Raw genomic sequence first — 25,813 nt, forward strand, 5'->3', positions numbered from 1 at the left:
TTGAGGCGGCAGTATTAGGTGGGGAGACGATTACTTATAGTTATGATGAGGTGGGAAATCGGATTTCTGCTGGCGCTCGCAGTTATGTTTATGATGATAATGACCGGTTGATTCAGGTGAAGGAGAAGGGTGAGAAGACGATTTACTATGATTATGATGATAATGGCAATTTAATCGAGCGCAGACAGCAAGGAACGGCGACGATTGAGTATGTTTGGGACGACCAAAATCGCTTGGTAAAAGTTGAGGAGAATGGTCAACAGATTGTTAAGTATGAGTACGATGATGATAATATTCGCGTTTCTCAGACGGTAGATGGTCAGAAAACGAGCTTTTTATTGGATAAGAATCGTCCTTACGACCAGGTGTTGGCTGAGTTTGTTGATGGGGAGGAAGTGGCGAGTTATGTGTATGGTTTGGATCTGATTTCTCAAGAGAGAAATGGGGATGATTGGTTCTATTTTGTGGATGGGTTGGGTAGTACGAGAGGACTGACTGATAGCAGTGGTGAGGTTACGGATGCGTATTGGTATGATGCTTATGGCAATTTGGTGGAGAGGGTTGGCAATAGTGAGAATGATTATTTATTTGCTGGGGAGCAGTTTGATGAGGGGTTGGGACAGTATTATTTAAGGCAGAGGTATTATGATGCGACGACGGGGAGGTTTACGCGACGGGATACTTATGAAGGGCGTTTAGAGGAATCTATTAGTCTGCATAAGTACTTTGTATGCTCATGGGAATCCGGTAAGTTATGTAGATCCGAGTCGATTATCTCTAGCAATGCCATTTGGTGGTGTTTATAAAGATACAAGGAATTGGATTAATTTATTCCGATCTAGAATGTTCGTATGATACCGATCCCTCTTGGATACTTAGAAGTATACATAACAGTGACTTTGACTTTGCTCAAATTGATTTATTGGGTGATATAGGAGATTCATGGAATTTTCTAAAAGAAAAATGTCCGAATTTTCCTGACGAACTTCAAATCTCTGATATCAATGATATTGCCAGGGAAAATGCTTGAACAAGTGAACTTGAGGTAAAACTGTTGTAAATCCGATTCGGCACTCTCATACCATTTCTCTTTAATTTTGCCACTCATGATTTCTATTGAGGTAATTGTCTGAGAGTATTTATTAAGCGCAATATCATGGAGAAATAGTATCAGATCGCTCTGTGGCGCGATCATGCTCCAATTGGGCACTGTTAGCTCTGTCTCGCTGCAACTCCTTTTCCTGTTGTTGGCGATCGCGTCTTCTCTTGATTCTACTTTAAGTTAGGCGATCGCACTATCTCTAAAAAGAATACCAGAGTTGAGGGCGATCGCACTTTTGGTGATGTCGAAAAGTGACAGAAAAGGTGTCTTGTTGATTTCTTGTCGGAGGAATAGATTAATTGTCCATAACTTCCTCTAACTGGGCGGTTTTCACCCGGAATTGTCGGGTTTGATTGCCCCGTTTTACCTGAATGGATAAGGATGTACCTAAACCACTTTGATCGACGATCCGCTGCAATTTATCTACCGTTTTAATCGGTTGATTATCAATAGCAATGATAACATCCCCTCGACGTAAACCCGCATCAGCCGCAGGAGTATCTGGAATCACTTTCATGACTAAAACTCCTTCAATTTCGGGCAAGAATAAGGGAGCGTTGGGGTCACGATTATTTTCCTTGGCTAACTCTGGGGTTAGGTTGACAATTTGCACGCCAATGTAAGGATGGGCGACTTTTTCTCCTTTCGTGAGTTGTCCTTGAATGGTTTTGGCTTTATTAATGGGAATGGCAAATCCAATTCCGGTAGCATTGGCGCGAATAGCGGTATTAATTCCAATCACTTCGCCTTGGTCGTTGAGCAGGGGACCGCCGGAATTTCCGGGGTTAATCGCCGCATCAGTTTGGATAAAGTCTACCCGTTTATCGGGAATGCCGACTTCTGAAGAGGGGCGATTAAGGGTGCTGATAATACCGAGAGTGACGGTGTTATCTAAGCCTAGGGGGTTGCCTACAGCGATCGCCCAATCGCCGACTTGTACGCGATCGGAATCGCCCAAGGGAGCCATCGGTAATTGCCCTTGGGGGTCGTCAATTTCCACTACAGCTAAGTCCGTAACCCGATCGGTGCCTAAAACGTTGCCTTCAAAGGAGCGACCATCTTTGAGAGTCACTTGTACGCGGTCTGCACCACTCACCACATGGGCATTGGTCAGAATAATTCCATTCGAGTCGATAATAAATCCTGAGCCTTGGCCCCGTTGCAGTTCTTCACGGGGTGCAGTATTAAAAAACTCTTCACCAAAAAAACGTTGAAAGAAGGGATCGGTCATAAAGGGGTCTATATTCCGTACAATGGTACGCTCCGTATCAATCCGAACGACTGCGGGGCCAACTTGATTCACGGCACTCGTGACAAAATTGTTGGCTCCCGGCTGAGGCACTTGGAGAGCCAGTGCAGAGGGTGCGGCAAAGTTGAGGAACAGGGTCAACAGAGACATGGAAAGTAGAAATAAAATGTTCCCTTGGACTCCACTTATGGAACATTTTCTAGACAATAAACGCATAATCAACCATCAAAATTACTATGTACAACATTGGGTAATATCGTAACTCGCTGGGTGGGTATTGATAACCCGATGAGGTAAGGAAGAGGCAATAGAGGATGGGAGTAGGGACAAAATTTTTTTGTCTCTACCCAACCGACAAATTTTTTCCAGGGAAAAATGGTTTACCTCTTACCCACTACCGATTACTTGATAAATTTTAACGGGTGCGGTGCGACCTTTGAGGGAGACCGATCCGATCGCCTGGGTCGGAAATTGCCCCTTGATTTTTTCATAGGTTTCTTCACTAATCAGGATGCGACATAAGCCGCCATCTAAGGTTTTATCATAACTTTCTAAACGAGCCGCAACATTAACACTATCGCCAATGGTGGTATAGTTCATCCGTTGGTCGGAACCGAGGGAACCCGCGACCACTTCGCCGGTAGCGATACCCACCCGCATCGCTACAGTCGGTAGTCCGGAAGCTTTCCAAGCACGGTTGAGCGATCGCAGTGTTTTTCCCATTTCTACAGCACACTGTACCGCTAATTGGGCATCTTGGGCGATCGCCTCGGTCGTGGTGCTGGGAATAGGAACCCCAAAAACCGCCATCACCGCATCGCCAATAAATTTATCCACTACCCCATCATAGTTTAAGACAATATTGACCATGGCATTCATATATTGATTTAACCAAACCATCAGGGTTTCCGGGTCTATACTTTCGCTAATGGTCGTAAAACCTTGCAAGTCCGTAAATAAAACCGTAGCCGTTAGTTTTCGTCCCGTTAGTTTCCCTTCATTGAGCAGTTGGTGTCGGTCTCTCCAAACGGCTTGGGCAATTTTAGGTGTCACGTGGCGTTCAAATAAATGCATAATGGTTTGTCGGTTATGGCGCTCTAACAAGCCAATATAAGCTGTAATTGAAATGGCTGCCCCGAATAGTGCAACTAGGGGAGGAAATACAGGTAACCACCAACCCAATAGAAATGCTCCATACGTGATTAAGGTTAAACCAAAACCACAGAAAAACACGCCGATCATTTTCCAACGGATACGCAAGAAAATCCAGCCTAAAATAGCCCCCCAAGTTGACCAAAATCCAATCCAAAGGCCTTCTTCGAGTTCTGACCAAAACTGGATTTGGGGACGGCCATCTAAAGCTGCGCTAATGATGTGACTGGCCAGATCTGCATGAATTTCAACCCCGGAACGAATACCCCCTTCTTGGAAACTATAGCCAAAGGGAGTAATGAAGCGGTCATTGAGACTTGCTGCTTTTCCACCAATGAGGACAATGCGATCGCGCATCAGATCGGGGAGGAGGCGATCGTCTAAAACATCACTGAGGGTTACTGTTTCAAATAATTGACAAGGCTGCTGGGAAAGCAAACAAAACCGAGGGCGAAAATTTAACATAATCTGATAGCCTCCGGTATCTGCATTCACATACCCGCCATCATTGGGTTGGAGGGGGCTAAAAATAGCTTTTCCCAAGCCTACCTTACCCCTGTGGGCATCGAGCATCTCTAATTCAACGCCCTCATCTTGCAGGTAATCCAAAGCCAATCGAGTCCCCAATCCATAAAACGTTTTACCGCCACTATCGCGAACTGACAATAACATCCGTCTAATTTTGCCATCACCATCCAGAATCAAATCGGCGGCTGAAACTTGATTGAGTTCCTCTAAAACCGGGGAAGAAGCCACCGACTCTCCCAGGCGATCGCCCTCAATTTTGGCAATCCCAATTAAGTTTGGGGTATTTCTAGCGACCTCCACAAACTGCTGATAACCCGGTTCTACAGGCAAATCTCGATACAGATCCAAGCCGATCGCCCTAGGATTTTGGGACTGGATTTTCTCAATTAATTGAGTCAAAACTCGATCGGATAGGGGCCATTTTTGCATTTGCTGAATATCCGATTCTGTAATGCCTACAATTACAATTCTTTCATCCATCGGTTCTATGGGTCGCCAGCGGAAAAATTGGTCTAATGCTGCCCATTCTAAAAGTTGGAATACTCCGATCATTCGCAATCCAATAACCGCTAATGCCATGCTCGGAGCAATCAGAATAACCCCTCTCCATTCTTCCCAATTTTGTTGGATTTTTTTCCACATATATAGCCAGAGGACTAAGGCTGACAACAATTAACGATTGAAGATTCTAGAATTAAGGGGTCAATATCAGTGATTTGATTTTGCAAGAAATGCTTCCATGTTTTTTGCAATTTATCATTGTTGGGATGCTTTTCCAATTGTTCATATAAAACACTCAAGGTGTCGAACCAAATCCCTTCTTTAGCATAGGTGATTATCATTTCCATAACCGAAGAAGCCTCTACTTTTTGCTGGAGGGTTTCATCCACTGCAATTTTTTTGATCCATCCGGAAGACGGAAAAGCAAAGGAGGGTTCACTGCCTGGAGTAACTTGGGGACATTGTAAGTAAATTGCCCATTCATAATATTGGTCATTTTCCAATTTCCCTTCCAAGGGAATTCTTATAATTCCGGGTTTCTGGGGAATATCAATCACCCGCTCATCAATAATTTGTCCATTGGGATAAGGTTGATTATCCGTGACAATAAATTCAATTTGAGTGGCCACGGTGTCCGGGATATAAACAAAAAAGTCAGGAGAAGGATCGACGGTTAAGCCATACTTAATTCCTTGAATTGTTCTGGGGACTAATACGGTAACCGGCATTTCATGGGGTAAACATTTAGGGCCTCGACTGGCTCCCCCAACCGTTTCACGGGGGGCCCCTTGACCTGGAGGCGGTTCAAAGTCAATTTGTAGTACTTCTTCTAAAAGGCGACTCCCTCCACCTACGGTTTCATTGGGTCTCCCAGCGCCAGGGGGAGGTTCAAAATTGTGGTCTGTGGGCAGTTGGGCTAGAGAAGCTTGGGGGAGAGAGAAGGCTCCAGTTACAAAGGCCGCATAGCAGCTCAGGTAGATTAAGGTTCTAGAAAAAGGCTGAAACATGGTAAAGAGCGCTTCGCGCTGGTAAGGGGTAATGGGTCATGGAAAAACGCTACATAGCACTTTGTGCTAAGGAATAGGGAATAGCTTGTATGGCTTAGGGTCTAAGGCTTCAAGCTGTACTCCTCTAGAAGAGAGAAGTGCTATATATCTGGAAAATGAGTCAGAATATCTGGAAAATGAGTTCCTAAAGATGGCTCCTATTACTGTTATATCTTGTTGACCGACCCACATCTGGACTCTCTGGAGTGCTGAGAGTATCTTCTTGAGAAGAAGGGTGTGATATCGTTAGGTTGGGTCAGGAGTTGAACAAAGGATACTACAACAATACAATGCCGAATTACTCCCTACTTACAAAGGTTTCGTATGTTATCGGGCCAATATTGATTATCGTTAGTCATATTGGATCGTTCATGGTTTTACTCACTGGCTTATCTTGGGGTGCGATCGCCTGGATTATTTTTTTATATTTCATCCGAATGCTGGCTACGACAGGCATTTACCATCGACTGCTTACCCACAAAAGCTATCAAGCTAATCCTTTTATTCTCTGGTTAGGATGTATAGTCGGTGCATCGGCTGGACAAATGGGCCCAAGTTGGTGGAAAGCTCACCATCTGTGTCATCATCAATATGCCGAACAAGACCTCGATCCCCACTCTCCCCATGCACCCTATGAGGGAATGCGTGGATTTTATTGGTCTCAAGGGGGATGGTTGCTCTCTAAAAATTTCTTCCCTGCTCAACTACCGAGTGATGTGGAAAATAATCTTCCCTTAAGGATACTCGATCGCTTACATTTTCTGCCTCTGGTTGCCCTAGGAGTCGTTTCTTATGCGATCGGTGGCTGGGAATATTTGGGTGCGTTTTTCCTGAGTACTACCTTACTTTTCCATGGGGTACAAACAGTTAATTCATTTTGCCATATTACCGGCTCTGAATACTTTGAAACCAATGATTTGAGCCGCAATAATGGCTGGGTGGCGTTTCTCACGTTAGGGGAAGGCTGGCATAATCTTCATCATGCGTTTCCTTCCTCAAGTCGCCATGGCATTATGCTCCGTGAAGATAAGGTGATTTATCTGCCCGATCCTACTTATGCATTTATTAAAATGCTAGAGTTTCTCAAGTTGGCTTCTAAACCGAGAATACCGAGTGAAACAGCGCTTTTAAAACGCTCGAAGAAGGAGCCAGAGTTACCGGTTTTAGTGGAAACTTAGGTTAATTATTTCTTGATGAAGCGGTGCTTATAGCGCTTCGGGCTAGGCAAAAGGTAAAAGTTTTGTTTTACAAGATTTTTACCTTTAGAGGGGTAATATAACAAGGGGCTTAAGCTCCTTGTCTCTATTCCCTATTCCCCATTCCCTATTCATAGAAATTGCCGTAAATCGAATTCTGGGGTGGATTCTTGGGGATGCTGGTGTTTGAGCAACATCAGGGGGAGATGATGAGTGATATCAATAATTCCGCGCAACTCGTCTTGTAGGATTTGTAGCCCTCCATTGGCATAGTCTTCGAGGATTTGAATTTGACTGGCGATCGCCTCTGGAGAGGAAAGGGAAAGAACGCTAACGTCCTCCGTTTTGGCGATCGCCAATAGGCGAATGGTGCGATCGTATCCCCGCGATCGAAAAACCTCCCAGGCAATGGGAGCGGGTTCCTTAGCAATAACATCATTCAGGGGAACCACTTGATTACGGTGATATCCTAGAGTAGCCGCAAACATCACCACATCTGCATAGGTTTCAAACGGTGCATTATCTTCGTTAGATTCAACCAACCGCTTGACTAACTCTCCCTTATCCTTCGCTAATCGAATGCGGTATCCTGCCATCCTACCTTGTCCCAGATCGTTCTATGCTTTCTGAAAGCCTAAACCATGATCTTTGGCGTAACGTTCCATAAAGCGCATAAACCGATCCCACTTCGCCTCTCCTTCCATCACATATAAGGCTTCCACAGTCGTGGGTTTACCATCAATAAACTTAGCCTTTACTTCTCGACTGACAATTTCCCCTTCTTCATCAATCAGATGTAACCCAGTGACTTCATCCGTATTGCCTTCCTTAAAAACGGTGGGATCGGAAAAAATAAATGTTGCTGTACCACTACTTTTATTTTTAGCACGAGTCAGACGCACTTCAGGAACATCCTTTTCTGTGATTCCTCTGGTTAACTGGATTTCTGCCATATTTTTGTGATTTAGGGTAATTCAAACGAATTGCAGGTGTTTTACTATCATGTCAGTACCAGGGAAGTTGTGCAACTATAGTCCTTCGCGCTGGGGAATGGGGAAGGGAATAGGGAATGGTGAAAACCGGGTTTTTCCCTATTCTCCAGTTTGTTGATAAAAGGGCTGGATTAATTCGGCTTTGACTGGCGATCGCTTTAATTCTCGCACTAAACGCTCGGCTTGATGGAGATAGAGCGGTTTCGGTAAAATTTGGGGTAGGTTATTCATCCCTCGGTCTAGGAAGATAAAATAGAACTTGTCGCTTAGTGGTATTGATGTCTTGAAGCGATCGCGTATTATACCATCGATGACCCTCTTCAAGTTCAAAGCTCATCATCGGCTTCAGCAATTAAACTCTTGCAGTGATGGGCTTTGACTCTACTCCCTACCCATTATAAATCAGTTACTCACACATATTTTACACAAAACCACTTCACTACTAAGAGGGGGAATGAGACAGATAGGACTTACGCAGATCGATCCATACAATTCTCTATAAAGCAGGTAAAGATTTACTCAATTATTACTCGTAGTTTCACTGCATAATAGCTGTCCTAACTAACTCATTTACTGCTGTGGTTCATGATGTCTCCCACTTGCAAGCGGGAGCCATTCATAAAATCGCTTCCCAATTGCGCCCGTTTTCCAGCTAATTGCACTTGATGCAAAACTAACAACCCTTGTCCAGTTTTCACCACTGGGCCAAATCCTTTGGCAAGAAAAACAACTTCTCCCACTTGGGTATCATCCAAGTCCATATGTTGTAAATTCTGTTCTAATGCCGTCAACTCTTCAGGCAATTCTAATCCTTGATCCATCATTAAGGGAGAAGTTTCCATGACCTTCAATAGGCGATCGCGAAATTGAGCAATGCAAGACGGAAAAAATGCCCGCACTTGGTTATGTAACTCTAGGGCACTGCGTTGCCAATCTAACTCATAATCCGGTTTACTAATCAAAGGTGCATAGGTCGCTAAATCATTATCCTGGGCAATGGGGGTAATCTGCTGTTGATCGAGTGTTAACAAAGTGTCGATTAATAAATCTGCGCCCATCTGAGCTAACCGTTCGGCTAGAGTATGGGCATTGTCCCTTAAACGAATGGGGGTCACTGACTTAAGCAACATATCTCCGGTATCCATTCCCTTATCCATAAGCATAGTAGTAATACCGGTTTCCCTTTCCCCATGATAGAGACACCATTGGATGGGAGCGGCTCCCCGATATTGAGGTAAAATTGAGCCATGGACATTCACGCATCCGAGTCTAGGCATATTCAGAATCTTGAGGGAAAGAATTTGACCGTAGGCAACCACCACAAACACATCAGCCTGCATTTGCTCTAATTCCTGTAATGTCAAGGAATCTTTCTTAATTCGCTCAGGTTGCCAAACCGGTAAATTCTCCCTCAGAGCAATGGTTTTCACAGCAGAGGGGATGGCTTTACCCCCTCGACCTCGACGTTTATCTGGTTGGGTGACAACGCCCAGAACTTTGAAGTGTGGATCGGATAATAATCGCTCTAGGGTAGGGACAGCAAAGGCAGGTGTACCAAAAAAAATAACTCTCATGGGTTACGGTTCTGTATGATGTTTGAGAAACGGTTAAGGATTGGACAATGGTTACGTTATTGTTTTAAGTTACCGGAGGATATCGTTCACAACCCATGTTCTAGACTTTCAATTCTATATCCATTCTCGATCGCTCAAGTCTGACTCACGCTTTCAGTTTAAACTCTATGGCTTATTGTCGTCGGTATTTCCGGTTCTATTCCCATATTCTGCAACGGGAAATGGAAGTCTTGCATTTTGGGGACTCTGGCTATCCCATGTTGTTGTTTCCTTCAAGCAATGGACGCTTTTTCGATCCAGAAGACCGGGGTTTAATAGCGGCTCTGGGGCGGCATTTGGATATGGGCTGGACTCAGGTGTTTTGTTTAGATACCTTGGACTGGGAAACACTTTTAGCTCCAGGATTAACGATTCAGGAACGCCGTCAGCGCTGGTTATTGTTAGAGAAACATTGGTATAAGGAGTTTATACCCTATGCTTGTGATGAAGCCCAAAATGATTTTTTAGTGGCCGCTGGCTGTTCTTTGGGTGCAACCCATGCGTTAAATTTGGCTTTGCGCTATCCAAATATTGTCCGCCGCTGTATTTCTATGTCGGGAACCTATGATTTAAGCAAGCTGCCTGGGATTGCGCAGTTGAATTCCGAAGAAACCACTAAGGAGTTGCATTTTATTAATCCAGTCGCCTACATGGCTAATATGAACCGCGATCGCTGGTTAGAGTTAGGAGGAGCCAATACTGACCTGAAATTACTCACAGCTCAACATGACCACTGTCTCTCCGATTATCTACGCTTGTGTGATATTTTTAATCGCAATGGCATTCCCCATCATTTAGAAATTTGGGATGGGGGCCATGATTGGTCAATTTGGCAAGCACAACTAGCAGCGTTTGCCTAACCCAATTCCACAGATTTCTTCTAGACTAAACATCGAGCAAAGAAGGAGTTTCTGGTTCGCACTTTTAGCCTACTCCCTTTGCTCCTCATGATTTATCGCGAACGATCGCCGTCTGAACCTAAACTGAAAAATGGATAGGGGCAAACGACTGTTTGCCCCTATCCATTTGTCGATCCTTGAGGATGGCTATCGGTGAAATTAGGCGATCGCCGCCATTTTCACCTCACTATTGGCCAATAACTCTTGCAGTTCATCAGAATCAACCGTTTCCCGCTCCACTAGCATTTGTGCCAATTGGTCGAGGACAGCGCGATTATTGACTAACACTGCCTTAGCGCGGCGATAGGCTTGGTCTACCAGATTCCGCACCTCATCATCAATAGCGGCTGCCGTTTCTTCCGAGAAATCCCGCTCGGCTGCAATATCGCGACCCAGGAACATATTGCCTTGCTGACGACCTAATGCGACCGGTCCGAGGCGATCGCTCATGCCGAAACGAGTCACCATTTGCCGAGCCACCCGTGCCACCTGTTGCAAGTCATTGGATGCACCAGTGGTCACTTCTTCATCACCAAAGACAATCTCTTCAGCCAAACGACCGCCCAGAGCAACCGCCATCTGGTTTTGCAGATAAGAACGGCTGTATAATCCGGAATCCATGCGCTCTTCACTCGGTGTGAACCAAGTCAAACCTCCAGCACGGCCGCGAGGAATAATGCTAATTTTCTGTACGGGATCGTAATCTGGCATCAAAGCGCCCACCAAAGCATGGCCAGCTTCATGATAGGCAACCAATTCCTTGCGTTTTTCACTCATAACCCGGTCTTTTTTCTCGGGGCCAGCCAGAACGCGGTCAATAGCATCATTGACTTCATCCATGGAAATCTCAGTTAAATTGCGACGAGCCGCTAAAATGGCTCCCTCATTCAAGAGATTGGAGAGGTCTGCACCGGTAAATCCAGGAGTCCGACGGGCAATTTTTTCCAGATCCACATCAGGGGATAGGGTTTTGCCCCGGGAATGAACATTAAGAATTTCTAAGCGTCCAGCATAGTCGGGACGGTCTACGACCACCTGACGGTCAAAGCGACCGGGACGCATCAAGGCGGCATCGAGAACATCAGGACGGTTAGTTGCCGCAATAATGATAATTCCGGTATTGCCTTCAAAGCCGTCCATTTCGGTCAGCAATTGGTTCAGGGTTTGTTCGCGCTCGTCATTGCCACCACCTAAACCTGCACCCCGTTGACGACCAACGGCATCAATTTCATCGATAAAGACGATACAGGGAGCATTGGCTTTGGCTTGTTCAAACAAATCCCGGACGCGGGACGCACCAACTCCGACAAACATTTCAACAAACTCAGAACCCGATATGGAGAAAAAGGGAACTCCTGCTTCACCTGCAACTGCTTTTGCCAGTAGAGTTTTACCCGTTCCAGGAGGGCCAACTAAGAGGACACCTTTGGGGATTTTAGCGCCCACTGCCGTGAAGCGATCGGCGTTTTTCAAGAAGTCTACGACTTCTGTTAACTCTAATTTGGCTTGTTCAATCCCAGCCACATCTCCGAAGGTGACTTGGGTTTGGGGTTCCATTTGCACCCTAGCCTTCGATTTCCCAAAGTTCATCGCCTGAGAGCCAGGGCCATTTTGGGCCCGTCTGAGGAGGAAAAAGACCCCTACCACCAGCAAAATCGGGATAAACAGACTACTTAAGGCCCGCACCCAAGCCCCATCATCACTGGGAGGTAAAACTGAGATATCAACATTATTGTTCGTGAGAATGTTGAGTAGATCTGGATCGTTGGGAAGGTTAACCAGAATCTTATCGCCATTTTCTGCGGTCACTAGCGCTCTGGTACGGTCAGCACTGAGGTTGACCCGCTCTACCCGTTGGCTCTCAACTTCATCAATCAGTTGACTGTAGGGCCAGGTTTGGGTGGGTTGGGGTTGTTGGTCAAACAACGCTGTTCCCAAGGCAATGACGACGATCGCCAGTAAAGCATATAGTCCTGCATTTCTCCACCGTTTGTTCACGCCTATTCGATCCTCCTGTTGTGTTTTAGGGTATTTAGGACGGTTCTTGTTTATGATTATTAATCTTATATTAACGAATATTACGAAACTGTGACCGATCGGTTGGCTAATTGGGAATGGAGATCGCCCTACATCCACAGTTTAATCAGGGATTGCCCATTTGAAAAATTCCCCGATCGGGGGTCAGTGATAGATCGGATCGGTGTGGGGAGTGTGGAAAACCCTACCGCGATCGCAAGAGGAAGTCCTGAAGCTCAAGGGCGATCTCGCTGAGTTTGTATCGCCTCAACAGTAACAATCGCTCGAGTGATATCTCATAACTCCAGTAGGGCAAGAATTACCGTGATTTCAATTTCATTTGAATACTGAAGATGTGATGGTATTGTATACAGATGGGATTACGGAAGCGGAAATTTATTGGCGAGTATAAGGTGTTTGATGATATTACTGTGGTGGTTTTGACGTAACGATGAAGAAATTTGAACATCCGATCGCGCTGGAAAGTTTTGCCACGATCGATCGCGAGATTGGCCCCCATACTTTAAATGCTCAGGAATATGCGATCGCCCGTCGTGTCATTCACACCACTGCCGATTTTGAATTCAAAGACTTACTTAACTTTAGTCCCACAGCCATTCAATCTGGTATCGATGCCCTTCGCCAACAGTATCCCATTATTACCGATGTCTCGATGGTGAGCAGAGGAATTCACGGTTTAGTCACTCAAACCTTTAATAATCCTCTCTGGGTCGCAGTCGAAGCAGCACCTGAAGCGGAACCAGGAAAAACCCGCACAGAAACGGGAATGCTTCATTTAGCCCGTCAGTTTCCAAATGGCATTTTTGTAATTGGAAACGCACCTACAGCTCTATTAGCCCTATGTGAGGAGATCGAACAGGGTAGGGTGCAACCGGCTCTAGTCATCGGCGCTCCTGTGGGATTTGTGTCTGTGGTGGAAGCGAAATCTCGTTTAGCACAATTGGCAGTTCCCCAAATTGTGGTAAATGGGCGTAAGGGCGGATCGCCAGTGGCGGCAGCTATTGTTAATGCTTTGATCCATCTGGCGTAGGGAAACAGATGAATCAGATTAATGTTGTGGGTATTGGCTTAGAGGGCGCATCTGGACTGTCGGTAGTGGTGCAAGAAATCGTCGATCGCGCAACGGTATTGGTGGGTAGCGATCGCCACTTGGCTTATTTTCCCCAACACTTAGCCCAGCGCCTCAGCTTAAACGACATCTCCCAAACCCTACACCAGGTTAAAGAGCGCCTCAGCTCAGAAACTATCGTCATCCTGGTTTCTGGTGACCCCCTATTTTTTGGTCTCGGACGACTATTGCTTACCTATTTTCCGCCAGAGCAATTATGCTTTCATCCCCATCTCAGTTCCGTTCAACTTGCCTTTAGTCGGGTGAAAGTCCCTTGGCAAGGAGCGACAATCATTAGTATCCATGGTCGAGAGTTCGATCAATTGGTGAGGGCGCTGCAAAAAGGCGCTTCTCCCATCGCCGTATTGACCGATCCGCTCCATAGTCCAGGAGCGATCGCCCATCTATTATTGAATGTAGACAGCCCCACCTATTATGACTTCTGGGTGTGTGAAAACCTAGGAGGAAGCGATGAGCGCATCCAAAACTTATCCCCTCAAGAAGCCTTGATGCGGACGTTTGCGCCCCTGAATATTACGATCTTGGTAGAGAAACCCCAAGATCGTTCCATTGATTTAAATGCCTTACCCGCCCTCGGCATACCCGATCGCCAATTCTACAGTTTCGGCGATCGACCTGGCTTAATCACCAAGCGGGAAATCCGTCTTCTCATCCTAGGAGAACTCGGTCTACAACCCAAGCAAGTCATCTGGGATATTGGTGCTGGAACGGGTTCCGTCTCCGTGGAAATCGGACGTTTAGTCCCCACAGCCCAAATTTATGCCATTGAAAAAACGGCTGCTGGAATTCAACTAATTCAAAATAATGCTCGGCGCTTTGCCCTCTCGAATATCGTCTCTATTCAAGGCAAAGCACCCGACATTTTACGTCAAATTCCTGCCCCTCACCGGGTGTTTATTGGCGGTACTGGAGATTCTTTAGAGGGAATTTTAGCCTGTTGTTTAGCCACCTTGTTACCTGGGGGTAAAATAGTCATGGCCCTAGCTACATTAGAGCATCTACAAGAGGCGATCGCCTGGATCGATCGCCTCCAATTGACCTATCGGGTGCTACAAGTCCAGGTCTCCCGCTCACTTCCCGTAGGCCGATTTACCCGTTTTGCTCCTCTCAATCCTGCCATCCTCCTGACGATTGAACCCTTTGATTCAACTGCCAAAATGGCCCATTAATCCCAGAATTAAGCCCGTTATCCCCAAAATCAAAATCCCCACCAGGCCACTTAAGGGTTCTCCGTTTATACCCGTTACCCATTCGGGCCAGGAACGATCGGATTTTGGCTTTAAAATTTGGGTTGTATCTAAACTGATTAATCCCCAGATCCAACCCCCATGAAGTCCCCAAGCTAACCCCAAACTTCCTCCATCGACCCAACGGGCCAGCACTAAAACTAGGCCCATCAAGGCCAGTCCAGGGACTTGGATTAAACTGCCCTTAAAATCCCAAATTAGATGGGAAAGGGCAAAGATTAAACTCGAAAGGATAGCCGCCCATACCAGCCCCATATCCCCTTGCAGTTCGGTCAGCAAAAATCCCCGAAATACGGTTTCTTCTATGACACCGATCCATAAACTTAGGGCTAAAATTGAGCCGAGTGTGGGTAGGAAAGAGGCGGCAATCGCTTCGGGTTGCCATGCCAAGGTTCCCCAGACTACCTGCAAGCCATAGGCAATAAATAATGTCAGGATGCTCAGAGCCAGACCTGCCATTAGCGAAACGAAAACTGACCGATCTAGCCCTAAACCATAGTTAGAAATCGGCTGCTTCTCTATCCAAACTATTGCCCCTAACAACAAGGGAACCAAAAGGTATAGGGGCATTAGTAAGGACAGTTTTTGTTGGGGATCTAAGGGATGGGGAGGATGCCATTTCAGATGACGAGCAATAGGAATGGCGATCGGTAACCACAATGTTACCCACAGGGCAAAAAAAGCAAAACTCTTAAGAATTCCTGAACTGGGGTGAAGATGGGATGACCATCTAGAAACAAATAGAGAAAACATAACTCCCGATCCAGACGTAGATGCTCGCACGCTTACAGAGATTTAGACTGTCTCGGACATGAAACGCTCTGTACTGAGGTTCGTTATCAAAGGCTCAAACCCTCAGTAAAACGAGCTTTTGCCTTTTGCCTATTTCCTTTTACCTAGCACAAAGCCCTATACTCTTTCGTCTGGATTTTAGCTAGGGTTAATCCGGCTCAGATCCATTTTTATCATCATTCTCATCCACTTGAATTAAGTGAATGTGTTTGTAGCCCAATTTAATCTCAAATTCATCCCCTTTCTTCAGCCCCATGGCTTCCGTATAAGTAGAACCAATCACAATTTGGCCATTTTTATGAACACTGACACGATAAGTTGGCTCGCGTCCCCGGCCATCTTTAGATTTCCCTGGATCGAGATCGATGCCTCTGGCGGCTAATACGGCATCATAGAATGCCCCTAAATTAACCCGGATATCATCCCCTTTTTTTGCAGAGTTATAGTACCCACAATATTTGGCCCTTTCTCTACGGGATAGGTGGGAGAGTTCGCTGACTTTTTGAAGCAACGCTTTCCCTGTATAGGGTGCTTCTGGAAGTGGTAAATCCTTTTCGCTCATTTGGATACCTTATTTTTCGGTGGACTTGAACAAAACAGACCCAATTTCAGAGCTATAACTGTACGACCCTGAAGAAACTTGCTTCAGAGTTGGTTGGACTGACTCTTGGGTTGGTCTGGGTCAGGTTTTTTCTGACAGACTTAACAAGTATATTACACAATTATAGTGAATTTTTGAAGTTTTTTTTTATTTTTTTTCATCGTTTTGGGAAAGAATCCGTTTACTCTTTCTTGAACCCTTTAGGATCATCCCCCCTATCCCCATTGGGCAAGGAGGAAAAAAGCTCGGTTCAATTATGAGAAGATTGAGGAAAACCTGAGTAGGATTAAACGGGTTCAAGCCATATCAAGACCAGTCGATCGCCAAGGTCTGTCAATCAATACCAGGAAGAACGGTAGAATGATAAGGTCATCCCTTGACCTGCTCAAGCAAACCTCTAAAGTCATGGAAGTTGTTTTTCAGATTATTCGCCAAGAGCAAAAGAGCGCCCCAACAGTTCAGCGCTATACATTAGATGTCGATCCGAGTGAAACCATCTTAAGTTGTCTCAACCGCATTAAATGGGAATTTGATGGTACTCTTGCCTTCCGTAAAAATTGCCGAAATACAATTTGTGGCAGTTGTGGAATGCGAATTAATGGCCGTTCGGCACTCGCGTGTAAAGAAAATGTGGGGGGTGAACTCAGCGCGACTGCTCAAGCTGATTCTCCCCCCACCATTACCATTGCTCCGTTGGGGAATTTCCCCGTTATTAAGGATTTGGTGGTCGATATGCAATCATTCTGGGACAACTTAGAAAAGGTCGATCCCTATGTGAGTACTGCCTCAAGATCGGTTCCAGAACGGGAGTTTCTGCAAGCGCCTGAAGAGCGATCGCAACTGGATAAAACGGGTAACTGTATTCTCTGTGGCGCTTGCTATTCTGAATGTAATGCGGTGGAAGTCAATCCGGATTTTGTTGGCCCCCATGCCCTAGCTAAAGCCTATCGTATGGTTGCCGATACCCGTGATAGTCAAACCTCAGAGCGATTAGATCGATATAATGATGCGACTGATGGCGTTTGGGCCTGCACCCGCTGCCTCTATTGTGATACGGTTTGTCCCATGGAGGTCAATCCTTTAGAGCAAATTAGTAAAATTAAAGGAGAAATTCTCGATCGCCAGACAGCCGAATCTAGCCGCCCGATCCGCCATCGTAAGGTTCTTGTGGATATGGTTAAAGAAGGCGGTTGGGTCGATGAGCGGCAATTTGCACTTAAAGTAGTCGGTAATGCCTTTCGAGATCTTAAAGGCCTGTTGAGCCTTACACCCGTTGGCTTACGATTGTTAGCACGGGGCAAGTTCCCCTTTACGTTTGAGCCTTCAGAAGGCACGTCCGAAGTGCGATCGCTCATTGAAGCGGTTCAAACCTTAGAATCCTCAAAGGGAGTAGGGAGTGGGGAGTAGGCAGTAGGGAGGACACGGAGACACGGAGACACGGAGATGGGAGGATGGAGAAATTACCTTTTCTATTGCCTTTTGCCTATTACCTCTCCTAGATTACAGCCTTAACTTGCGACTAATACTTATGACCCATTACCAGCGCAAAGCGCTTATCACTTATGACTTCTGATGAAATGCCTGAATCCCCCCCAGAATTAACCCCCGAAATCCCCGAATCACCCCCAGAACCTGCCACACCAGAGCCTAACCCTTCCGAAACCTCTTTTGGCTGGACAACCTACGCCGAACAACTCAACGGCCGATTTGCCATGATCGGTATTATTCTCCTGCTCATTTTAGAATGGGTCAGTCAACAAACGTTCTTTGAATGGATTGGCTGGCAGTAAAGGAATAGGGGGACGGGGAGGCGCGGTAAACTCCCCATTCCCTTGCCTATTCCCTACTCTATCCGTTCTCCCAAACGGTTATAGACAAAAATATCCCATTGCCCCTTAGCATTGGCTTCAAAGACGATTCGAGAACCATCAGCATTTAACATTGGATGCTGTACTTGAGTATTTAAACTACGAGTGAGATTACGTAATTGCCGCAGAGATCGGTCATACAGATAAATATCAGTTTCCCCCTGACGGTTACCGGCAAAGGCTATATAGCGACCATCTACGGAGACATCGGGATGGGAGGCAATCATATCTAAGGAATTGAGACCGGGCAAATCGATTAAACGGCGTTCCACTAAATCATACAGATAAATATCTTGACTGAAGCTGCGATCGGAAGCAAACACCAGATAACGACCGGCTACATGGGGGTCAGATTCACTATAGGCACTATTGAGACTTTTCCCATTGGGATCGTAGGGTTCTGCCAGCACTTGAGGATAGCTACACCCCATCAAGTTACCAAGAACCACTAGCATAGAAAGCCAAAGAATAGTAGCTCTTTTCTGACACTTGGATCGATTATCCATTCCCCATTACCTATTACCTATTACTAGGGCGTAGCACTATACTGGGCCATCCGGAATATCTAATTCAATATTTGGGCCGCGATCGATCGTTTCAATATCCCATTGCCCCCGACGATCAGTTTCAAAAACCACATAACGGCCATCTGGGCTAATGCTGGGATTGCGTACCCAACCTGGATAAGCCAAGGTGAGCGCTTCTTGTCTTTTCGTCACTCGATCGTAAAGAATGATTTCTGGTTTGCCGCGAATACTACTGAGGTAGACAATGTAGCGGGCATTGTAGCTAATACTGGGAGATTCAATGATGGCGTTGGGTTGATTCAGACGGGGGAGTTGGATAAATTGACGTTGGCTCAGATGATACAGATAAATTTGCTGACGGCGATCGCGATTGGAGACAAACGCCACATATTGACCGCTGCCACTCACCGCTGGTTGTTCCTCCCGATAGCGACTATTAATCGCCTGGGGGCCGAGGGGAACCTCTACCTGGTTGCATCCCCCCAGAAGAACGGCCCAGACTCCCATACTGAGTAGAATAACCTGGCTTAACCGAGAGCCACCAGCCATGGTTGGTTCACTCCCTAATAATCAAAATTCCCCGGTTCATCGTTGGGGCGATCGCTTTTCAAGTCATCCAGCGGCTCAAAATCCACATAATCTTCCCTTGGTGGTTCTGGTGGCCGGCGATCGCGATAGGTGGCATTATCGCTCTCTGGAGGACGAGGACGACGGGGTTCAGACGGGGGACGAGAATCTCGCGACTCTGGAGGACGACCATAGGAGCGCTCATCATCCATATCCATGGGGCCATAGGGGTCTTCATACCCAACTGACCGATAACTTGACGTTTCCCAATCCTCAGAACCTCTGCTCGTTGTTCCCGAAGGACGGCGAGAGGGTCTACGCCCTGAGCTAGAAGATGCCGCTGGAGGTCGGGAGCTGCTCCGCCGACGACTTGAAGAAGAGCGTCGAGGATAGTCCTCCTCATAGCGCTCTCCTTGACTATAGCGGTCTTCCTTCGTCCCAATCATCCGCTGAGGACGCGGATCTTCATCCGGTTCCAACCGATCCAACCGAGGATCGTAACCCTCATATCCATCATAAGTATAAGCCCGGCTCACCGGTCGATCCTCATCCACAATCGGCGTATTTTGCTTCGCCCGCGAAGTCGCCAAGCCTCTTAAGCGAATACTTTCCACCGCAAAAAAAATCGCCGATCCGGTCAACAGAAACTGACCAAACGTTAAAATGGGATCGAGTCGCCATCCTTGAAAAAACAGAATCCCACCACTGAGAACTGCCACCGCCATGAAAAAAATATCATGATCCCGTGCCAGTTCTGGGCGAACAGACCGAAGAAAATACAACCCAGCGCCGGCCCCAAACAGGACAACGCCCAACATTGCCCCTGGGTTGAGTCCAATATTGACCATGACTTGCCTACTCCACGAAACTGACCGTAATCCTGCATTTTTAAAATTTTACCGCAAACCCTTGAGACTCAGTTATGTCACCAACTCTAAGGATCTGCGGTTTAAAATCGGCTCTAATCTCTTAAGAGCGCTGGATTTTGTCCCGTTGGCTAATAAAGATTAAAGCAACGGTTGCCGGAATGACGACAATTACGCCACCCCAGACTAGGCTCCACAAAAAATTGGCTAAAGAAGGAGTCATAGATCCTCACGCAAGATTACTAAAAGATTTACTTTTGGTTTAATTCTAACAGAGTCTAGCGTTGTATAGCGCTTCGCGCTAGGCAGTTGCTGTACAATTAATGAGACGTAGCATGATAAGGGATATAAGAAAATCAGATGACCCCCCTGAGCCTGATCGGTTTAATTTTAGGAATCACCCTGGCAATCATGACCTTTTTGTTTATTTTCCGGATTGTCCTCACCTGGTATCCTCAAATCAATCTCAACAGTTTTCCCTTTAATATTGTTGCTTGGCCCACCGAACCCTTTTTAAGTCCCTTACGCCAAGTTGTCCCTCCCCTAGGGGGTGTCGATATTACCCCTATTATTTGGGTAGGCATCTGCTCTCTGATCCGAGAATTGCTTATTGGTCAACAGGGATTGTTAAAAATGATGCTTTAATTACGACTGGTATTAGGCTTGACCCTGTTGTCTCGCGACCCCTCTAAAATCGGGCATTATATTTCCTTCATTGTGGCACTGTAGCGCTCTGGGAATTTTACTCCTAACGCACTACCGTGAAATTTATTATATGGCATAGTTAGAATATTCCCTTATTCTCTATGCCCTAAATATATGACTGCACCAACAACCCTTTGGGAACAATACCTCAAACCCATTATCATGCTCTTTTTGGATAAAGATGCCTTGATAAAGCTCCGTAATCAAATCAACTGGGAAGAAGAAAGCGATCGCCTCTCGAACCCCAACCTCAGCTATCCCAACTATTACAGTAGCCAGAATTTCCACGGAATTGAAAATGGCTATTTAAGTATTGATGCCGCCATTACCTACGATCCCATTACTCAATATGCAGTCTTTCCCCAAGAACATTGGGTGAGAGAACAGTTAATCGATGCGATCGGTGGTTATCCTCGTCGTATCCTGGATCTTGGTTGTGGGACGGGATCGTCTACTCTGCTACTCAAACAAGAATATCCCCAAGCTGAGGTTATTGGGTTAGACCTTTCTCCCTATATGCTAGTCATGGCAGAACACAAAGCCAAGGAAGCCAATCTAGATATTCACTGGCATCATGGACTGGCAGAACAAACTCCCTGGGAAGGTGAACATTTTGACTTGGTAACGGCTACGCTCCTCTTCCATGAAACTCCTCCTGCTATTAGCAAAGCCATTTTACAAGAAGTCTTCCGCCTGCTCACTCCAGGAGGACAATGTATTATCCTAGACGGCAGTCAAACCAGTCTCAGACAAGCTGAATGGATTACTAATATCTTTGAAGAGCCGTATATGAAAGCCTTTGCTGCTGGCGATCTCGAACAATGGATGAAACAAGCACGCTTTGAAAAGGTGAGTGCAGAGCCGATTTTCTGGGTCAATCAGGTAACTAAAGCGATGAAACCTTTACCACAGAAACTGGAGAATTCTGTCCAAGTGGAGCATAATTTAAGCAGTGTATTGTCACCGGCATTTTAAGACAAAATGAGTCTTCAGGCTGTCCTCTTTGATTTTAATGGGGTCATCATTAACGATGAACCCATCCACCAGGAACTGATTAATGAGATTCTCCTCTCACAAAATCTGCCTCCGAATCCCAGTGATTACAATGAATGCTGTCTAGGACGAACCGATCTCGCGGGTTTGTTGGAGTTACTCCAACGCAGGGGACGAGCCGTCAATGAGCGATCGCTTGCTCCCCTGATTGCTCAGAAAGCCCAAAGATACCAGCAAAAACTTGAAGCGCTCAACAAACTCCCGATTTATCCGGGAGTCGAAGATCTTATATATAAGGTACGGGTGGCTCGGTTACGCTTAGGATTAGTCACGGGAGCATTACGTTCAGAAGTCGAGTGGATTCTTAAACAAGCTAACCTATTCTCGTATTTTGAGGTTATTGTTGCTGGGGATGAAGTGCAACAGAGCAAACCCCATCCTGAAGGCTATTTACGTGCGGTAGAGCGCTTTAATGAACTCGATCCCACCCTGTACCTCTCTCCTCAATGCTGTCTGGTGATTGAAGATACTCCGGCAGGCATCTTAGCTGCCAAAAGTGCCGGAATGCAAGTTGTTGGAGTCGCTAATACCTATCCTTTCCACATGATTCAACGGCAAGCCAATTGGACAGTAGACTACCTCCATGAGCTAGAGCTAGACCGCGTAAAAGCCTATTTTGAGCCGTCTGCCCTTCCCTTCCCCAATACAGAATGATAAACTAGAGGCTATCTGGGGAATTAGCTCAGTTGGTAGAGCGCTGCGATCGCACCGCAGAGGTCAGGGATTCGAGTTCCCTATTCTCCATTAGGCAATATAGCGCAGCGCGCTAGGCAAGAGGGATAGGATTACTCTATTACTCTATTACCCATTACCAGCCTATATAGCAGCGAAAGGAAGTAGAGTGCCTCCCTATTCCCTATTCCCTATTCCCTATTCCCCAGCGCAAAGCGCTGTATCACTCCAAAAAATCGTAGGGAGGAATGGGATCGCTGAGGTTCAAATCCCAATCTGGGCAAAGTTCTTGCCAGGTAAAGAGGTGTTGTTCTAAGAGCGATCGCCGATCTTTTTGTGCTAACCAAAACAGTTGCCATTTATCCTCTTGGGGTTCGGGAATAACAGCCTCTGGATATAATGCTAGCACTTGTTCTGTCAGCGTTTCCCATTGTGAATTTTGCTGGTTTTGATACTCTTGCTGCTGCTGATATCGTTGTTTCTTGGCCAGAAAATAGGCTTTTCCCTTTTGTTCCTTGTCTAAAGGAGGAAGCTCTAGGGGCTTGGGAAATGCCTTTAAGATATATTCCCCTTTCCCGTCTAAGGTATTGAGGGTGTTTAGATACTGGTCTTGATGGGTAGTAAGATGCTCTTCTAGGGCGAGGCGATCGCGAAAACAATGGTAAAACTTGAGAGGTAAAATTGTGGTTTTGGCAAATAAATCACAGACCACAACTCCATAATGAATATAAGCTTGTTCTAGCAGTTGATCGTCTTGCACCAGCGCTTCCATTTTAGTCGGCGATAGTTGTGGCTCAGTAATCGCGGCTAACGTCCCAGTCGTAACGACCTCTAAATCTCCAACTAATCCCGGAGGCAGTTCTAGAGGTGTTTCTGGCGTTTTAATTAAAGCGTAAGTATACATGATTGTCCATAATCCATCCCCGCGATCATACCCTTGCTAGGAACCTCACTAACGATACATCGTCTAATTGCACCAACCGGTAACAGGGTTTAATTTTTAATTCCCCCACACTTGGCCCGGAAAAAAAGACAGGTTACCGTAGAACAGAGCAAAGTCCTTACCAAGACCTTCGCCAATTATTAAGCCCAGTCAAACCCAACCTAACCTACGGGACAAGGGCGAAGGGATTGCTTAACCCATAACGATATTATTATGTCTAAATTAGTTGAACGGATTAATCTTACCGCCCATGCTCAGTTAGAAAAATCTCTCGGTTATACAGGCGATCGCCGTTGGGTTGCCTGGCACTGGGATAGTGATATTGGACAACTGATGTATAGTGATGGGGATGATGTCGGAGCGGGTCAGGCGATCGCCTGGCAAGTCTTTCTTCAACATCCCGAAGTCGATCCCATCGTTGAACCCTACCATCTCGAACAAGAAGAAAATTGGCTGCTGCTTGACCGCACCTCCCGCCAGTTTTATGTAGGTGAAGGTCAAGCGATTCAAAGCTTACTCGATAACCCAGAAAGCTTACGCCTACTCGCCCAGCTTGATGGCAATACTAACTCCATTCAAGATACCGCAGACACGGTCAAACAAACGTTCAATCAGTGGAGTCAATCAGACGCAGGACGCTTACTAAAAACTGTTCTTCCTGTGGGTGTGGGAATAGTACTGATCGCTGGACTTGGATTTGCTGCTTGGACGTGGCTTAAACCCAGACTGCAAGAACAACTGAGCCAAACGGTTACCCGCACCACCTTTGCTCCAGGTTATAGCTGTGGTATTGGAGGAACCGGCGATTTTTCGGGCTATGTAGCCCATGAAGTTGGCGATAATGCTCCGCATCGCTGGCGCGATCGCGAATTACACTTAATTAGTATCTATGAAGCTCATTGGGATCATAGTGGAGGTTATCATCCTACCAGACAAGTAGATATCCAGGTTGAAAGACGCGATCGGCCCATTATTCTAGCCCTCTCTGCTTACGAACCCGTACAATGGCATCTCAGGACTGCTCCTGGGGTGAAAATCGAGAAAATTATCATTAATGGCTATTACGATCAGGCGATCGTCGGTGCAGAAGGTATTCCTGTCGAAGAATACAGTTATCACCAAACTGGAAATATGTTGGGCATGATTCACTACAATTGGGGTGAAGCTTCCGCCACTGCCAATAGTCAATCCTTAGTCGCTCAATTACAAAGCCAGACTCAAATTCCCCTGACCTCTTTTCAAGGATGTTATCGCGGAACCAGTTTTGAACTGAAATAAATATCCCTCTTTTGTCATCCCCTTCTTCCGGTGGGAGAAGGGAAATCACCCTACATAAACTAAATAGACTTTAAGGGGTGGGATTAGGATAAATAGAATGAACTGCATTAATTTCTGCAATAATTTCTTGAGATATTTGAATTTCGATGGTATTAATATTTTCTTGCAATTGCTCCAGGCTAGAACATCCAATAATGGTACTGGTTACAAACCAACGCGAACGAACAAATGCTAGAGCCATTTGCAAGGGAGTTAAGGCAAACTTTTGAGCGATCTTAACGTAAGCAGATACAGCTTTTTCAAAATTTGGCTTCTGATATCTTTGATCAAATCCAGGAAATAATTTTAATCTTGATTTTGGGGGAATTGTCTGCATATATTTTCTAGTCAGATGACCAAAAGCCAACGGGCTATACGCTAATAATCCCAGTTTATGAAAGCGACAACTTTCCGATAAATGTATTTCAAAAATACGATTAGTTAAATTATAGGCATTTTGAATAGCAACAACTTTCGGCAACTTCAATTCTTTGGCAACACGACAAAATTCACAGACTCCCCAAGGGGTTTCATTGGATAATCCCACATAACGGATTTTACCAGCTTTTACTAAATCGCTGAATACTTCTAGCTGTTCCGCAATCGGAACTGTTTCTCGTTCATGGGAAGGGTTATAATGGATTTCCCCAAATACTGGGACATAGCGATCGGGCCAATGAATATAGTATAAATCAATATAATCTGTTTGTAAGCGGCGGAGACTTTCATTAATAGCTTGTTCAATATTAGTACGATCGACCCGGCGATTTTTGCCACGAATCCAGGGAAATCGCGGCCCAGCTCCTGCTACTTTAGAAGCAATAATTAATTGATCTCTAGGTTGGTTAACTAACCACTGACCAATCGCACTCTCACTGTTCCCCTGAGTTTCAGCATTACCCGGCAGTGGATAGAGTTCAGCCGTATCAATAAAATTAATTCCTTGAGAAACAGCATAATTGAATTGCTGATGAGCTTCCTGTATGGTAGTTTGACTCGCAAAGGTCATCGTTCCCAAGCACAATTCAGATACAGATAAATTGCTATGACCTAATGGATGATACTTCATTTATTTAATCCCGATTGACTAATAAAGTTTACCACCAGACAAGTACAGGTAATAGGACTCAAGGGGTGAGAAGAAGGCTAAAGAGGAAATACAGCGCTTCGCGCTGCTATGAGGTACATTGTTGATCGTAGATGTGAGTTGT

At 45.7% G+C, this 25,813-nt stretch carries 29 protein-coding genes and 1 tRNA gene; 13 read left to right on the forward strand and 17 right to left on the reverse strand.

What is annotated here, in order from left to right:
• Positions 1–806 (forward strand): RHS repeat domain-containing protein (locus tag AC3A14_RS16120; protein WP_487779061.1); only part of this gene is annotated, 806 nt, incomplete at its 5' end.
• A 146-nt stretch (positions 807–952) separates the two neighbouring features.
• On the opposite strand, the gene AC3A14_RS16125 is transcribed toward AC3A14_RS16120, so the two are convergent.
• The 4 genes from AC3A14_RS16125 to AC3A14_RS16140 form a co-directional block, all read right to left on the reverse strand.
• Positions 953–1,108: a hypothetical protein gene (locus tag AC3A14_RS16125; RefSeq protein WP_487779062.1), complete on the reverse strand. Its 156-nt coding sequence runs from the start codon at positions 1,106–1,108 to the stop codon at positions 953–955.
• Positions 1,109–1,397: 289 nt separating this feature from the next.
• Positions 1,398–2,501 (reverse strand): HhoA/HhoB/HtrA family serine endopeptidase, encoded by a 1,104-nt coding sequence (locus tag AC3A14_RS16130; RefSeq protein ID WP_318699141.1) that lies wholly within the window; start codon positions 2,499–2,501, stop codon positions 1,398–1,400.
• 237 nt (positions 2,502–2,738) lie between these two features.
• Positions 2,739–4,673 carry a CHASE2 domain-containing protein gene (locus AC3A14_RS16135; RefSeq protein WP_318733155.1) on the reverse strand — a complete coding sequence of 645 codons (1,935 nt, stop codon included), beginning with the start codon at positions 4,671–4,673 and terminating at the stop codon, positions 2,739–2,741.
• A gap of 14 nt (positions 4,674–4,687) precedes the next feature.
• Positions 4,688–5,539, reverse strand: coding sequence for a DUF928 domain-containing protein (locus AC3A14_RS16140; RefSeq protein ID WP_318733156.1), 852 nt, complete (start codon positions 5,537–5,539; stop codon positions 4,688–4,690).
• Between the two features lie 329 nt (positions 5,540–5,868).
• Between AC3A14_RS16140 and AC3A14_RS16145 the strand changes: the two genes are divergently transcribed.
• Positions 5,869–6,756 (forward strand): acyl-CoA desaturase, encoded by an 888-nt coding sequence (locus AC3A14_RS16145; RefSeq protein WP_413038681.1) that lies wholly within the window; start codon positions 5,869–5,871, stop codon positions 6,754–6,756.
• A 149-nt stretch (positions 6,757–6,905) separates the two neighbouring features.
• On the opposite strand, the gene AC3A14_RS16150 is transcribed toward AC3A14_RS16145, so the two are convergent.
• The 4 genes from AC3A14_RS16150 to fmt form a co-directional block, all read right to left on the reverse strand.
• Positions 6,906–7,370, reverse strand: coding sequence for a DNA phosphorothioation-associated protein 4 (locus tag AC3A14_RS16150; protein ID WP_318733157.1), 465 nt, complete (start codon positions 7,368–7,370; stop codon positions 6,906–6,908).
• Between the two features lie 21 nt (positions 7,371–7,391).
• Positions 7,392–7,727 carry a photosystem II reaction center protein Psb28 gene (psb28, locus tag AC3A14_RS16155; RefSeq protein ID WP_318733158.1) on the reverse strand — a complete coding sequence of 112 codons (336 nt, stop codon included), beginning with the start codon at positions 7,725–7,727 and terminating at the stop codon, positions 7,392–7,394.
• A 138-nt stretch (positions 7,728–7,865) separates the two neighbouring features.
• Positions 7,866–7,997: a hypothetical protein gene (locus AC3A14_RS16160; protein ID WP_318733159.1), complete on the reverse strand. Its 132-nt coding sequence runs from the start codon at positions 7,995–7,997 to the stop codon at positions 7,866–7,868.
• A 335-nt stretch (positions 7,998–8,332) separates the two neighbouring features.
• The gene (gene fmt / locus AC3A14_RS16165) at positions 8,333–9,340 is read right to left on the reverse strand and encodes a methionyl-tRNA formyltransferase (protein ID WP_318733160.1); all 1,008 of its coding nucleotides are present in this window, start codon (positions 9,338–9,340) and stop codon (positions 8,333–8,335) included.
• Between the two features lie 167 nt (positions 9,341–9,507).
• Here fmt and AC3A14_RS16170 point away from each other — a divergent pair, with 167 nt between their 5' ends.
• The gene (locus AC3A14_RS16170) at positions 9,508–10,239 is read left to right on the forward strand and encodes an alpha/beta hydrolase-fold protein (RefSeq protein ID WP_318699133.1); all 732 of its coding nucleotides are present in this window, start codon (positions 9,508–9,510) and stop codon (positions 10,237–10,239) included.
• Between the two features lie 198 nt (positions 10,240–10,437).
• Here the strand turns inward: AC3A14_RS16170 and ftsH3 are convergent, their stop codons facing one another.
• Positions 10,438–12,276 (reverse strand): ATP-dependent zinc metalloprotease FtsH3, encoded by a 1,839-nt coding sequence (ftsH3, locus tag AC3A14_RS16175; RefSeq protein WP_271940406.1) that lies wholly within the window; start codon positions 12,274–12,276, stop codon positions 10,438–10,440.
• A 90-nt stretch (positions 12,277–12,366) separates the two neighbouring features.
• On the opposite strand from ftsH3, the gene AC3A14_RS16180 reads away from it, so the two are divergent.
• The 3 genes from AC3A14_RS16180 (at position 12,367) to cbiE (ending at position 14,613) form a co-directional block, all read left to right on the forward strand.
• A complete protein-coding gene (locus AC3A14_RS16180; protein WP_318733161.1) occupies positions 12,367–12,549 on the forward strand; it encodes a hypothetical protein in 183 nt (60 codons plus the stop codon).
• A gap of 196 nt (positions 12,550–12,745) precedes the next feature.
• Entirely contained in the window at positions 12,746–13,345 is a 600-nt protein-coding gene (locus AC3A14_RS16185; protein ID WP_318733162.1) for a cobalt-precorrin-8X methylmutase, read from the forward strand.
• A gap of 8 nt (positions 13,346–13,353) precedes the next feature.
• Positions 13,354–14,613 carry a precorrin-6y C5,15-methyltransferase (decarboxylating) subunit CbiE gene (cbiE, locus tag AC3A14_RS16190; RefSeq protein ID WP_318733163.1) on the forward strand — a complete coding sequence of 420 codons (1,260 nt, stop codon included), beginning with the start codon at positions 13,354–13,356 and terminating at the stop codon, positions 14,611–14,613.
• On the opposite strand, the gene AC3A14_RS16195 is transcribed toward cbiE, so the two are convergent.
• Both AC3A14_RS16195 and AC3A14_RS16200 read right to left on the reverse strand, forming a co-directional pair.
• The gene (locus AC3A14_RS16195) at positions 14,590–15,444 is read right to left on the reverse strand and encodes a CPBP family intramembrane glutamic endopeptidase (RefSeq protein ID WP_318733164.1); all 855 of its coding nucleotides are present in this window, start codon (positions 15,442–15,444) and stop codon (positions 14,590–14,592) included. The two genes, cbiE and AC3A14_RS16195, sit on opposite strands and share 24 nt — an antisense overlap.
• A gap of 187 nt (positions 15,445–15,631) precedes the next feature.
• Positions 15,632–16,045: an AbrB family transcriptional regulator gene (locus AC3A14_RS16200; protein ID WP_318699128.1), complete on the reverse strand. Its 414-nt coding sequence runs from the start codon at positions 16,043–16,045 to the stop codon at positions 15,632–15,634.
• Positions 16,046–16,489: 444 nt separating this feature from the next.
• Here AC3A14_RS16200 and AC3A14_RS16205 point away from each other — a divergent pair, with 444 nt between their 5' ends.
• Positions 16,490–17,491, forward strand: a complete 1,002-nt coding sequence (locus AC3A14_RS16205; RefSeq protein WP_413039107.1) for a succinate dehydrogenase/fumarate reductase iron-sulfur subunit — start codon at positions 16,490–16,492, stop codon at positions 17,489–17,491.
• A 155-nt stretch (positions 17,492–17,646) separates the two neighbouring features.
• Positions 17,647–17,874, forward strand: a complete 228-nt coding sequence (locus tag AC3A14_RS16210) for a hypothetical protein (protein ID WP_318719360.1) — start codon at positions 17,647–17,649, stop codon at positions 17,872–17,874.
• A 53-nt stretch (positions 17,875–17,927) separates the two neighbouring features.
• Here AC3A14_RS16210 and AC3A14_RS16215 read toward each other — a convergent pair whose 3' ends face one another.
• The 4 genes from AC3A14_RS16215 to psbX all read right to left on the reverse strand — a co-directional run bounded on the left by AC3A14_RS16215 (position 17,928) and on the right by psbX (position 20,135).
• Positions 17,928–18,458 (reverse strand): TolB family protein, encoded by a 531-nt coding sequence (locus tag AC3A14_RS16215; RefSeq protein WP_318699125.1) that lies wholly within the window; start codon positions 18,456–18,458, stop codon positions 17,928–17,930.
• Between the two features lie 36 nt (positions 18,459–18,494).
• Positions 18,495–19,028, reverse strand: coding sequence for a TolB family protein (locus AC3A14_RS16220; protein WP_318719361.1), 534 nt, complete (start codon positions 19,026–19,028; stop codon positions 18,495–18,497).
• Positions 19,029–19,042: 14 nt separating this feature from the next.
• Positions 19,043–19,894, reverse strand: coding sequence for a Ycf66 family protein (locus AC3A14_RS16225; protein ID WP_318733166.1), 852 nt, complete (start codon positions 19,892–19,894; stop codon positions 19,043–19,045).
• A 121-nt stretch (positions 19,895–20,015) separates the two neighbouring features.
• On the reverse strand, positions 20,016–20,135 hold the full coding sequence (gene psbX, locus AC3A14_RS16230) for a photosystem II reaction center X protein (protein ID WP_283764344.1): 120 nt from the start codon (positions 20,133–20,135) through the stop codon (positions 20,016–20,018).
• A 137-nt stretch (positions 20,136–20,272) separates the two neighbouring features.
• Here psbX and AC3A14_RS16235 point away from each other — a divergent pair, with 137 nt between their 5' ends.
• The 4 genes from AC3A14_RS16235 (at position 20,273) to AC3A14_RS16250 (ending at position 22,414) form a co-directional block, all read left to right on the forward strand.
• Complete coding sequence (locus AC3A14_RS16235) at positions 20,273–20,557, forward strand: YggT family protein (RefSeq protein WP_318699122.1); 285 nt, start codon at positions 20,273–20,275, stop codon at positions 20,555–20,557.
• Between the two features lie 174 nt (positions 20,558–20,731).
• Positions 20,732–21,592: a class I SAM-dependent methyltransferase gene (locus AC3A14_RS16240; protein ID WP_318733167.1), complete on the forward strand. Its 861-nt coding sequence runs from the start codon at positions 20,732–20,734 to the stop codon at positions 21,590–21,592.
• A gap of 6 nt (positions 21,593–21,598) precedes the next feature.
• The gene (locus tag AC3A14_RS16245) at positions 21,599–22,324 is read left to right on the forward strand and encodes an HAD family hydrolase (protein ID WP_318733168.1); all 726 of its coding nucleotides are present in this window, start codon (positions 21,599–21,601) and stop codon (positions 22,322–22,324) included.
• Between the two features lie 17 nt (positions 22,325–22,341).
• Positions 22,342–22,414 (forward strand) — tRNA-Ala (locus AC3A14_RS16250).
• Between the two features lie 151 nt (positions 22,415–22,565).
• On the opposite strand, the gene AC3A14_RS16255 is transcribed toward AC3A14_RS16250, so the two are convergent.
• A complete protein-coding gene (locus AC3A14_RS16255) occupies positions 22,566–23,246 on the reverse strand; it encodes a GvpL/GvpF family gas vesicle protein (RefSeq protein ID WP_318733169.1) in 681 nt (226 codons plus the stop codon).
• Positions 23,247–23,498: 252 nt separating this feature from the next.
• Between AC3A14_RS16255 and AC3A14_RS16260 the strand changes: the two genes are divergently transcribed.
• A complete protein-coding gene (locus AC3A14_RS16260; protein ID WP_318733170.1) occupies positions 23,499–24,563 on the forward strand; it encodes a hypothetical protein in 1,065 nt (354 codons plus the stop codon).
• 70 nt (positions 24,564–24,633) lie between these two features.
• On the opposite strand, the gene AC3A14_RS16265 is transcribed toward AC3A14_RS16260, so the two are convergent.
• Positions 24,634–25,671: an aldo/keto reductase gene (locus AC3A14_RS16265; protein WP_318733171.1), complete on the reverse strand. Its 1,038-nt coding sequence runs from the start codon at positions 25,669–25,671 to the stop codon at positions 24,634–24,636.
• Positions 25,672–25,813 lie beyond the last annotated feature (142 nt).

It is taken from the genome of Roseofilum sp., assembly GCF_982964205.1.

Bases quoted from the DNA above. Each gene is read 5' to 3' on its own strand.
- AC3A14_RS16125 (WP_487779062.1), bottom strand. From the start codon at position 1,108: ATGAGTGGCAAAATTAAAGAGAAATGGTATGAGAGTGCCGAATCGGAT.
- AC3A14_RS16130 (WP_318699141.1), bottom strand. From the start codon at position 2,501: ATGTCTCTGTTGACCCTGTTCCTCAACTTTGCCGCACCCTCTGCACTG.
- AC3A14_RS16135 (WP_318733155.1), bottom strand. From the start codon at position 4,673: ATGTGGAAAAAAATCCAACAAAATTGGGAAGAATGGAGAGGGGTTATT.
- AC3A14_RS16140 (WP_318733156.1), bottom strand. From the start codon at position 5,539: ATGTTTCAGCCTTTTTCTAGAACCTTAATCTACCTGAGCTGCTATGCG.
- AC3A14_RS16145 (WP_413038681.1), top strand. From the start codon at position 5,869: ATGCCGAATTACTCCCTACTTACAAAGGTTTCGTATGTTATCGGGCCA.
- AC3A14_RS16150 (WP_318733157.1), bottom strand. From the start codon at position 7,370: ATGGCAGGATACCGCATTCGATTAGCGAAGGATAAGGGAGAGTTAGTC.
- psb28 (WP_318733158.1), bottom strand. From the start codon at position 7,727: ATGGCAGAAATCCAGTTAACCAGAGGAATCACAGAAAAGGATGTTCCT.
- AC3A14_RS16160 (WP_318733159.1), bottom strand. From the start codon at position 7,997: ATGAATAACCTACCCCAAATTTTACCGAAACCGCTCTATCTCCATCAA.
- fmt (WP_318733160.1), bottom strand. From the start codon at position 9,340: ATGAGAGTTATTTTTTTTGGTACACCTGCCTTTGCTGTCCCTACCCTA.
- AC3A14_RS16170 (WP_318699133.1), top strand. From the start codon at position 9,508: ATGGCTTATTGTCGTCGGTATTTCCGGTTCTATTCCCATATTCTGCAA.
- AC3A14_RS16185 (WP_318733162.1), top strand. From the start codon at position 12,746: ATGAAGAAATTTGAACATCCGATCGCGCTGGAAAGTTTTGCCACGATC.
- cbiE (WP_318733163.1), top strand. From the start codon at position 13,354: ATGAATCAGATTAATGTTGTGGGTATTGGCTTAGAGGGCGCATCTGGA.
- AC3A14_RS16195 (WP_318733164.1), bottom strand. From the start codon at position 15,444: ATGTTTTCTCTATTTGTTTCTAGATGGTCATCCCATCTTCACCCCAGT.
- AC3A14_RS16200 (WP_318699128.1), bottom strand. From the start codon at position 16,045: ATGAGCGAAAAGGATTTACCACTTCCAGAAGCACCCTATACAGGGAAA.
- AC3A14_RS16205 (WP_413039107.1), top strand. From the start codon at position 16,490: ATGGAAGTTGTTTTTCAGATTATTCGCCAAGAGCAAAAGAGCGCCCCA.
- AC3A14_RS16210 (WP_318719360.1), top strand. From the start codon at position 17,647: ATGACTTCTGATGAAATGCCTGAATCCCCCCCAGAATTAACCCCCGAA.
- AC3A14_RS16215 (WP_318699125.1), bottom strand. From the start codon at position 18,458: ATGGATAATCGATCCAAGTGTCAGAAAAGAGCTACTATTCTTTGGCTT.
- AC3A14_RS16220 (WP_318719361.1), bottom strand. From the start codon at position 19,028: ATGGCTGGTGGCTCTCGGTTAAGCCAGGTTATTCTACTCAGTATGGGA.
- AC3A14_RS16225 (WP_318733166.1), bottom strand. From the start codon at position 19,894: ATGGTCAATATTGGACTCAACCCAGGGGCAATGTTGGGCGTTGTCCTG.
- psbX (WP_283764344.1), bottom strand. From the start codon at position 20,135: ATGACTCCTTCTTTAGCCAATTTTTTGTGGAGCCTAGTCTGGGGTGGC.
- AC3A14_RS16235 (WP_318699122.1), top strand. From the start codon at position 20,273: ATGACCCCCCTGAGCCTGATCGGTTTAATTTTAGGAATCACCCTGGCA.
- AC3A14_RS16240 (WP_318733167.1), top strand. From the start codon at position 20,732: ATGACTGCACCAACAACCCTTTGGGAACAATACCTCAAACCCATTATC.
- AC3A14_RS16245 (WP_318733168.1), top strand. From the start codon at position 21,599: ATGAGTCTTCAGGCTGTCCTCTTTGATTTTAATGGGGTCATCATTAAC.
- AC3A14_RS16255 (WP_318733169.1), bottom strand. From the start codon at position 23,246: ATGTATACTTACGCTTTAATTAAAACGCCAGAAACACCTCTAGAACTG.
- AC3A14_RS16260 (WP_318733170.1), top strand. From the start codon at position 23,499: ATGTCTAAATTAGTTGAACGGATTAATCTTACCGCCCATGCTCAGTTA.
- AC3A14_RS16265 (WP_318733171.1), bottom strand. From the start codon at position 25,671: ATGAAGTATCATCCATTAGGTCATAGCAATTTATCTGTATCTGAATTG.